At 62.0% G+C, this 7,058-nt stretch carries 7 protein-coding genes and 1 pseudogene; 2 read left to right on the top strand and 6 right to left on the bottom strand.

The window, feature by feature from the left end:
* Both groEL and EN884_RS19475 read left to right on the top strand, forming a co-directional pair.
* A pseudogene (gene groEL / locus EN884_RS19480) lies at positions 1-191 on the top strand (chaperonin GroEL); the annotation flags it as partial.
* Between the two features lie 250 nt (positions 192-441).
* Entirely contained in the window at positions 442-939 is a 498-nt protein-coding gene (locus EN884_RS19475; RefSeq protein ID WP_063168667.1) for a GAF domain-containing protein, read from the top strand.
* Positions 940-947: 8 nt separating this feature from the next.
* Here the strand turns inward: EN884_RS19475 and EN884_RS19470 are convergent, their stop codons facing one another.
* The 6 genes from EN884_RS19470 to EN884_RS19445 all read right to left on the bottom strand — a co-directional run.
* Entirely contained in the window at positions 948-1,997 is a 1,050-nt protein-coding gene (locus EN884_RS19470; RefSeq protein ID WP_063168666.1) for a dienelactone hydrolase, read from the bottom strand.
* Between the two features lie 175 nt (positions 1,998-2,172).
* Entirely contained in the window at positions 2,173-3,252 is a 1,080-nt protein-coding gene (locus EN884_RS19465) for an AraC family transcriptional regulator (protein WP_063168665.1), read from the bottom strand.
* A 99-nt stretch (positions 3,253-3,351) separates the two neighbouring features.
* Positions 3,352-4,407, bottom strand: coding sequence for a YeiH family protein (locus EN884_RS19460; protein WP_063168664.1), 1,056 nt, complete (start codon positions 4,405-4,407; stop codon positions 3,352-3,354).
* 141 nt (positions 4,408-4,548) lie between these two features.
* Positions 4,549-4,926, bottom strand: a complete 378-nt coding sequence (locus EN884_RS19455) for an ester cyclase (RefSeq protein WP_024501791.1) — start codon at positions 4,924-4,926, stop codon at positions 4,549-4,551.
* Between the two features lie 109 nt (positions 4,927-5,035).
* Positions 5,036-6,481, bottom strand: a complete 1,446-nt coding sequence (locus EN884_RS19450; RefSeq protein WP_013530540.1) for a PAS domain S-box protein — start codon at positions 6,479-6,481, stop codon at positions 5,036-5,038.
* A gap of 121 nt (positions 6,482-6,602) precedes the next feature.
* Positions 6,603-7,058: LysR substrate-binding domain-containing protein (locus EN884_RS19445; RefSeq protein WP_245491950.1), on the bottom strand; the 456-nt coding region annotated here is incomplete at its 5' end.

The following is a 7,058-nucleotide window of genomic DNA, read 5'->3' as shown; positions in this document are numbered from 1 at the left end:
CCCAGAACGAGGTCTATGTCGACATGATCAAGGCAGGCATCGTCGATCCGGCGAAAGTGGTGCGCACCGCACTCCAGGATGCCGGCTCGATCGCAGCCCTTCTGATCACCGCCGAAGCGATGATCACCGACGTTCCGGCCAAGGATGCAGCACCTGCGGGTGGCGGCGGTGGCGGCATGGGCGGCTACTAAAACCCAGGATTTGTCCGATCTGTTGGAGATGTGAATGGCGGCCCCGATCGGGGCCGCTACGATTCTCAAGATGATCATCGCAAAGTTTACGCAGTCGCCCGGCTCAGTCCCGGGAGGCAATCATGATCTTGCGGCTTTCGAAGGGGACGCAATCCACGCTAGACTGTCCAGGCGGCCGTCTGGTTGCGGAGCTCGCCGGACTTTGGCAAGCGATCGGACGAACCGCCATCCCCGACACGGAGACACGTTCATGTTTGCGGCCAAGGCCATCGACACCTCAGACAAGCCCGCGTTCTACCGCGACCTCGCCACCCAATTGAAGGCGCTGCTCGAGGGTGAGCGCGATTCGATCGCCAACGCCGCCAACACCGCAGCACTCATCTTCCAGATGGTGCCGGACCTCAACTGGGCCGGTTTCTATTTCCTGCAGTCGGACGAGGAAATGGTGCTCGGGCCTTTCCAGGGCAAGCCGGCCTGTGTGCGCATCGCCGTCGGCAAGGGCGTGTGCGGAACGGCGGTCGAACTCGGCACCTCGATGCTGATCAAGGACGTGCATGATTTTCCCGGCCACATCGCCTGCGATGCCGATTCGCGCTCGGAACTGGTGGTGCTGCTCGAGGACGATGAAGGCGTCTTCGGCGTGCTCGATCTCGACAGCCCGCTGCCCGGCCGCTTCGACAAGGCCGACCAGGCCGGCATCGAGACGCTGGCGGCGATCTATGCCGCGGCGAGTTCGTTCGAGGACTGAGCTGCGTCCTACGGCTCGGTCTTCAGCGCGCGATTGAAAGCTGCAATCGTCATGTCGATCAGTTGCGCGTGAATATCACCGCGCGATCGTGCTCCACCGTCATCGCAAACCGGGTCGCCGATCTGTTCGGCCGCAATGATGCCGGCAGCGCCGGGCTTACATTCGCCGAACATGCTGTAGTGGCTCGCATCCGCGATCGTCGCATAGCTCGCCTTTGAAATTGCTTTTGCGATCTCGGATGCGTCGGCGGTCACGGGAATCTTTCCTGGTCGGCCAAGATTGACGATAGCGACCGGAATTTTGATACCGGCAAAGCTTTTGACATCGAAGACATCGGATGGGGCAGGATCGATCGCCATGGCGAAATGAATGCGCTCATCCCGGTTGTCCCGACCGGCGGCCTGCAAATCCATGGCGTGAAGATCGACGCCGCTTTGCCTGACCCAGTCGCAGAGCGAGGCATTGAGCAGGTCCGTATCGCAATAGGCCGCCAGCAATTTCGGATCGATGCGGGCACCGGCTATCGCCAGCGCCGTGTTGCCGCCCATGGAAAGACCGAGGACGCCTACTTTGCCTTGTTCGAGGTGCCCTGCGAAGAAAGCGTCCTTCGCCGTCGCGGTCAGGGCAGCCGTGAGATCGGCGGGCCGCAACCAGAGTTTCATCGTCTCGGCGGCGGATCTGTTTTTCCCCGTATTTCCCGGGTGTGTGGGAGCGGCGACGACGAATCCCTGCCTGGCCAGAGGCGTTGCAATCCAGCTCAGGGCGTGTGGGGTTCCCGCCAGGCCAGCGCCATGCGAAAGCAGGATAAGCGGGAATTTTCCGCCAGCGATAGGCGCATCGCGCATGGCGGCCGTTCCGGCGAAAAGCGCGGTGTCGCCTGATATAACCATCTCGCCGCCCGGTTGCGCGGGATACCAGACCGTCACATCGAGATCGATGCCGCGCTCCTTGGATGGGGCAGGGAACTGACGAACGCCGACATTGTCGCCGGCGTCTGCGGGGTGTTGCATGAGCGCCGTGGAAACAGCGACGGCGCAGAGCATAGTCCAGAATTTCATTGAAATCTCCGTTGTCGAACGCGCCCTATAGGTGGCAAGGCCGGAGGCTACAGCGTCCGGGCAAGCTGGCGGTCATGTTCGATTGCAGTGTTAGCGACCCAATGTCAGCGGATCGGAGCGAAGTCCGCGACCTTGATCGCGATCAAGGACGTGCTTTATCGCGATTGAGTACCGTTCAGTGCGGAACGGCGCTGCCGATTTCAGCCGCCCGCCGGTTCGCAAGCGAGGGCGCCGCGTCAGGCGCGTTCCGGTCCCGCCAGGCGAGCGGGGTCATATCGGTGACGCGGCGGAATTCGCGGTTGAAGTTCGACTTGGTCTGGAAGCCGACCGCAAACATGATCTCCGTCACGGACTGATCGGTCTCGCTCAGCAGCCGGCAGGCCTCGGTGATGCGGTGTCCGTTGACATATTGCGAGACGTTCCTGGCCGTGGCCCGGTTGATCGCCATTGAGATCTGCCGTGCTGGAATTCCGGCGCGCCGGGCAAGCCGGTTGAGGTTGAGATTGGCGTCGCGATATAGTTTTTTCTCCTGCATCAACTCGTTGACCCTGGCGATCGCATCGGCGTTCTCGCCGGCGTCGGGTGGGGACGAAGTCTCGACGGGCTCGGCGGCATTGAGCGGGACATGGCTTTGGCTGGCCGCAGCCGCCGCCATGCCGACAATGACGAGCATGAAAAGATTGCCGATGCCGATCACGGTTGCCGCGCGAGCGCCATGTCCCGACGCCAGATCGAAGGACACCAGCATGTCGACGGCTCCCGACAGGCACAGCGTAGCTGCCGCGAAAAGGATGGCCCTGTAGACCGGGACCGCGCCGTCGAAGGGCGCAAGGCGAAGCCCGTCGGCGCCGGAGCGAAGCAGCCAGAGAATGGCGGCGGCGTAGGTGAAATCGATTGATGTCAGCGCCACGTCGATCGCCTCGCGCCAAAAGATTATCAGCATGATGATGATGACCGCGGGTGTCGCGTGGAGCCCCAGCAGGGCCGGCCACCGGCGGTCGCTGGTGCGAACCAGGCTCGATACGCCGGCGTAGAGCAGAGACGGCATGATCGCGGCGGATACGGGGGCGATATAGCCGACTTCGCTGATGCCATAGCCCCAGCGCAGTCCGGTGAGCACCGATTGCAACGCTGCAACAAGGATCAGGGCGAGAAACGGCAGGTTCGGTGCTGCCTCATCCTGGCGGCTGGCGACGACCCAAAGCAGGATGAACAGCGACAGGGCGACGACGAAGGGTAAGGGAACAAACGGCATGGATCGGGTGCGGGCTCGCGTGTTGATGCGCGGCAGACCGTAGCCGATGTGATTTGATTCCCAAACTCGCTTGTGCCGTCTGCGTGCCGGCGATCAAGCTCAGGCGAACTTCACCAGCATCAGGCTGAAGCAGCCGATGAACAGGAAGGCCGAGAAGGCGAGCGCCAGCGGGCGCAGGCCGCGCGAGCGCAGCTGAGAGATGTCGGCCTGCAGGCCCATGGCGGCCAGGCCCATGGTCAGCATGATGGTGGTGGCGAGCGCCATTGCCGATTTCATCTCGGTGGGCACCGTGACCAAGCTGTTCAACGCCACGACAGCGACGAAGGCGGCGACGAACCACGGCATGGGCGGCCGCGCCGCCACCTCACTGCTGCTCCTGCCGCGCGCCATCAGGCCGAGCGCGACGACCATCGGCGCCAGCATGGCGACGCGGGTCAGCTTGGCGACGGTGGCGATCTCGCCGGACTGGGTGCCGTTCTGAAAGCCGGCGCCGATGACTTGCGCCACCTCGTGGATCGAGGCGCCGGCCCACAGGCCGAAAGCGTGCTGGTCGAGGCCGAGCATGGGCGCCATGAGTGGGAAGCCGAGCATGGCGACGGTGCCGAACAAGGTGATCGAGGCGACGGCGTAGGTGACGTCCTCGTCGCGCGCATCGGTGACGATGTTGGTGGCGACGATGGCCGAAGCGCCGCAGATCGAGGTGCCGGCGGCGATCAACTGCGCCAGCTTGGCGTCGACGCCGATCAGCCGGCCAAGCGTGATGGTGAAAACGAAGGTGGCGCCAAGCGTCGCCGCGACAATGCCGACGCCGCCAGCGCCGATCGAGACCACCTGGCCGAGCGTCAGCTGGAAGCCGAGCAGCACGATGGCGAAGCGCAACAGGCGCTTTTGCGAGAATGCGATACCGGCTTTGGCGTGCACGGGCGTGCCGAGCACGTTGGAGTAGATCATGCCGGCGACGACGGCGAGGATCATTGGACTGAACAGCGCGAAGCCGGAAACATTGCGCGCCGAGAAGGCGACGGCAGTGATCATCGTGACCAGCACGATGCCGGGGACGATGCCATTCCAGCTAAGGGATTTTCGCCCTTGCGCGACATCGGCAGGAAACGCGCTTTTTGGAATATCGTTCGCGAAGTGGGAAACGGAAGACAATGCAATGCTCCAGGCGAGTATGCCGGGAGAATGCCATTCCTAAACCAATCTTTCCAACGAATTATTTTCGTTAGAATGATCGATTTTTACGAACGATCCACGGGCGCTGCCGCGCAGACGTCGCTTTCTGGGCGACCTGGATTAAAGCTGCGCCTCGATCGCGGCCTTGTCGATCACCGACCAGACGTTCCTGATCCGGTCGTCGAGGAATTCATAGAAGACGTTCTCGCTGAAGGACACCTTCCTGCCGTTTATAGGGAGCCCGAAGAAGGTTCCCTTCGGCGTGCAGTTGAACTGAAGCCGGCTGGCTAGGAACGGCGGTTCGGCGATCAGCAACTGGATATCGAAATAGAGGTCTGGGATTTCCCGAAAATCGCGCTCCAGCATGTCCTGGTAACCCGACAGTCCGACGCGGTCGCCATTGTAGTGCACCTCGTCATGAACGAAGCGATGCAGCTTCTGCCAGTCCTGATTGTTGAGGCAGGCGATGTAGCCTCGATAGAGGTCGGTCACGGTCACGGCGATGGCTCCGGTGCTGATGCCCGCCATATTGCGACAGGGCTGAAGGCCAGGACGTACAATAAAAGCAACACATAGCGGGCCGTAGTCCTGTTGCCAGTGCCCAAGTTCAGGGAACAATTCCGAATTCGTGTCCGCTCATCACCTGGTCCAACGCACGCTGATCAACGTGCTCGCTGTCAACCGAGGCCTCAAGTTGGGTCAACGGTGCTTGCAGCGTCCAGGTGACACCGTGGCTATCATGCTCGAGAACACCGGTGCCGCTCACCGCGGCTGGAGCGACGCGCCGCAGCACCACGCTGCCGAAACCACCATGGCCGATCGTCTGTACTTCAGGACCATCTCTCTCTTTCCAGATCAGCTGGAACTGTTTCTGGCCGACCAGTCCGGTTACCTTCCATTGCACCGTTATCGTTCCCTCTGCGGCCGAAAGGACGCCGTATTTAGCGGAATTGGTCGCGAGTTCATGAAACGCTATGCCGAGGTACTGGACGGCATTGGGGCTCAGCGTCAGGGAAGGGCCCGACATTGAGATCCGCTCCTCGTTGCCGAACGGTTTGGCCTGCGCAAGCAGCAGTTCGAAGATCGTGGCGCCCTTCCAGTCGCCGGAAACCAGAAGGTCATGCGAGAGCGACAACGCCATGATGCGCTCGCGCACCTGACGTTCGAACTGGGCCGGCGTCGATGACCGCTTGCTGGTCTCCCGGATCATCGAGATGATGACGGAATACTGGTTCTTCACCCGGTGGTTGACCTCGCGCATCAGCATGCGGATGCGATATTCGTTCTCCTTGGCTACTGATATGTCGCGGGCGATCTTCGAGGCGCCGACGATCTGCCCGACGGCGTTGCGCACCGGCGAGATTGTCAGGGATACGGGCACAAGGCTGCCGTCCTTGCGGCGGCGGATGGTTTCGTAGGTCTCGACCTGCTCGCCTTTGCGGATGCGCTCCAATATGCGCGGCTCTTCGTCCAAATGGTCGTCCGGTATCAGCATAGTTACCGACCTTCCGATTGCTTCGTCGGCGGTGTAACCGAACAGACGTTGGGCGGCTGAGTTCCAGCTCCTGATGACTCCGTTCAAATCCTTGCTGACGATGGCATCGAAGGAAGACTCCACGATGGCTGACAGATGATGCCTGGCCTCGTCGGCATGATGGCGGTCAGTGAGATCGAACAGCATATTGACGGCGCCGACCAGTCTGCCCTGCTCGTCATGAAGCGGTGTGGGATAGGGAAGGAACGGCACACGCGTGCCGTCCGGGCGTTGGGAGATAGCCGACTGGTTTCTGACCGGCCGGTTCTCCTTTAGCGCGACAGCCATCGGGCATTGGTCATGCGGCAACACTTCACCGTCGGTCGTGAACAGCTTGTGCGTCACACACCATTGGTCTTTTCCGAGCTCGGGTTCGCGCCCAGCGAAATCTGCCGCGGCCCGATTGAAATAGGTGATCTTGCCTTCGGTGTCGGTGGTGTAGATTGCTACGGGAAGATTATCGAGGATTTGGTGGGGCAGATCAAAGGTCGAGCTCGAGGTTTTCGTCACTTGCGCCACGTATAGGAGTTCCAGTTAACCGCAGTGAACGCGGTGCCGCGGAAATGGTTCCGCGACCATTTCCGGGGATAGTCACCGCAGGCGGCGGCGAGTCAAAGCCGGGTGGAAGCTGCTCACCGACTTACTCCTTGCCCCGGTAGCGCAGCGCGTCGACCAGCAGCGAGAAGGCCGGCGTGGCTTGCCGGCGGCTGGGGTAATAGAGATGGTAGCCGGGGAAGGGCCCGCACCAGTCGGCGAGCACACGCACCAGCCGGCCGTTGGCCAGATGGGCCGTCACCTGCTCCTCAGGCAGATAGGCAAGGCCGAGGCCGGCGAGCACCGCGTTCATGCGCAGAGCGGCCGTGTTGAACACAAGCTGGCCTTCGACCCGAACCTTCAGCTCGCGTCCGGCCTTCTCGAACTCCCAGGCATAGAGCCCGCCATAGGTGGGCAGCCGCAGATTGATGCAATTGTGGGTGGTCAGGTTCTGCGGCGTGCGCGGCTTTGGTCGGGTAGCGAAATAGGCTGGCGAGCCGACCACCGCCATGCGCATGTCGGGGCCGATGCGCACCGCGATCATGTCTCGCGCCACCTGTTC

Source organism: Mesorhizobium sp. M7A.F.Ca.AU.001.01.1.1, assembly GCF_004022735.1.
Lineage (GTDB): Bacteria > Pseudomonadota > Alphaproteobacteria > Rhizobiales > Rhizobiaceae > Mesorhizobium > Mesorhizobium ciceri.
This window is presented reverse-complemented; position numbering and strand designations above follow the sequence as displayed.

Coding starts and splice junctions, on each gene's coding strand:
- EN884_RS19475 (WP_063168667.1), top strand. CDS start 442: ATGTTTGCGGCCAAGGCCATCGACACCTCAGACAAGCCCGCGTTCTAC.
- EN884_RS19470 (WP_063168666.1), bottom strand. CDS start 1,997: ATGAAATTCTGGACTATGCTCTGCGCCGTCGCTGTTTCCACGGCGCTC.
- EN884_RS19465 (WP_063168665.1), bottom strand. CDS start 3,252: ATGCCGTTTGTTCCCTTACCCTTCGTCGTCGCCCTGTCGCTGTTCATC.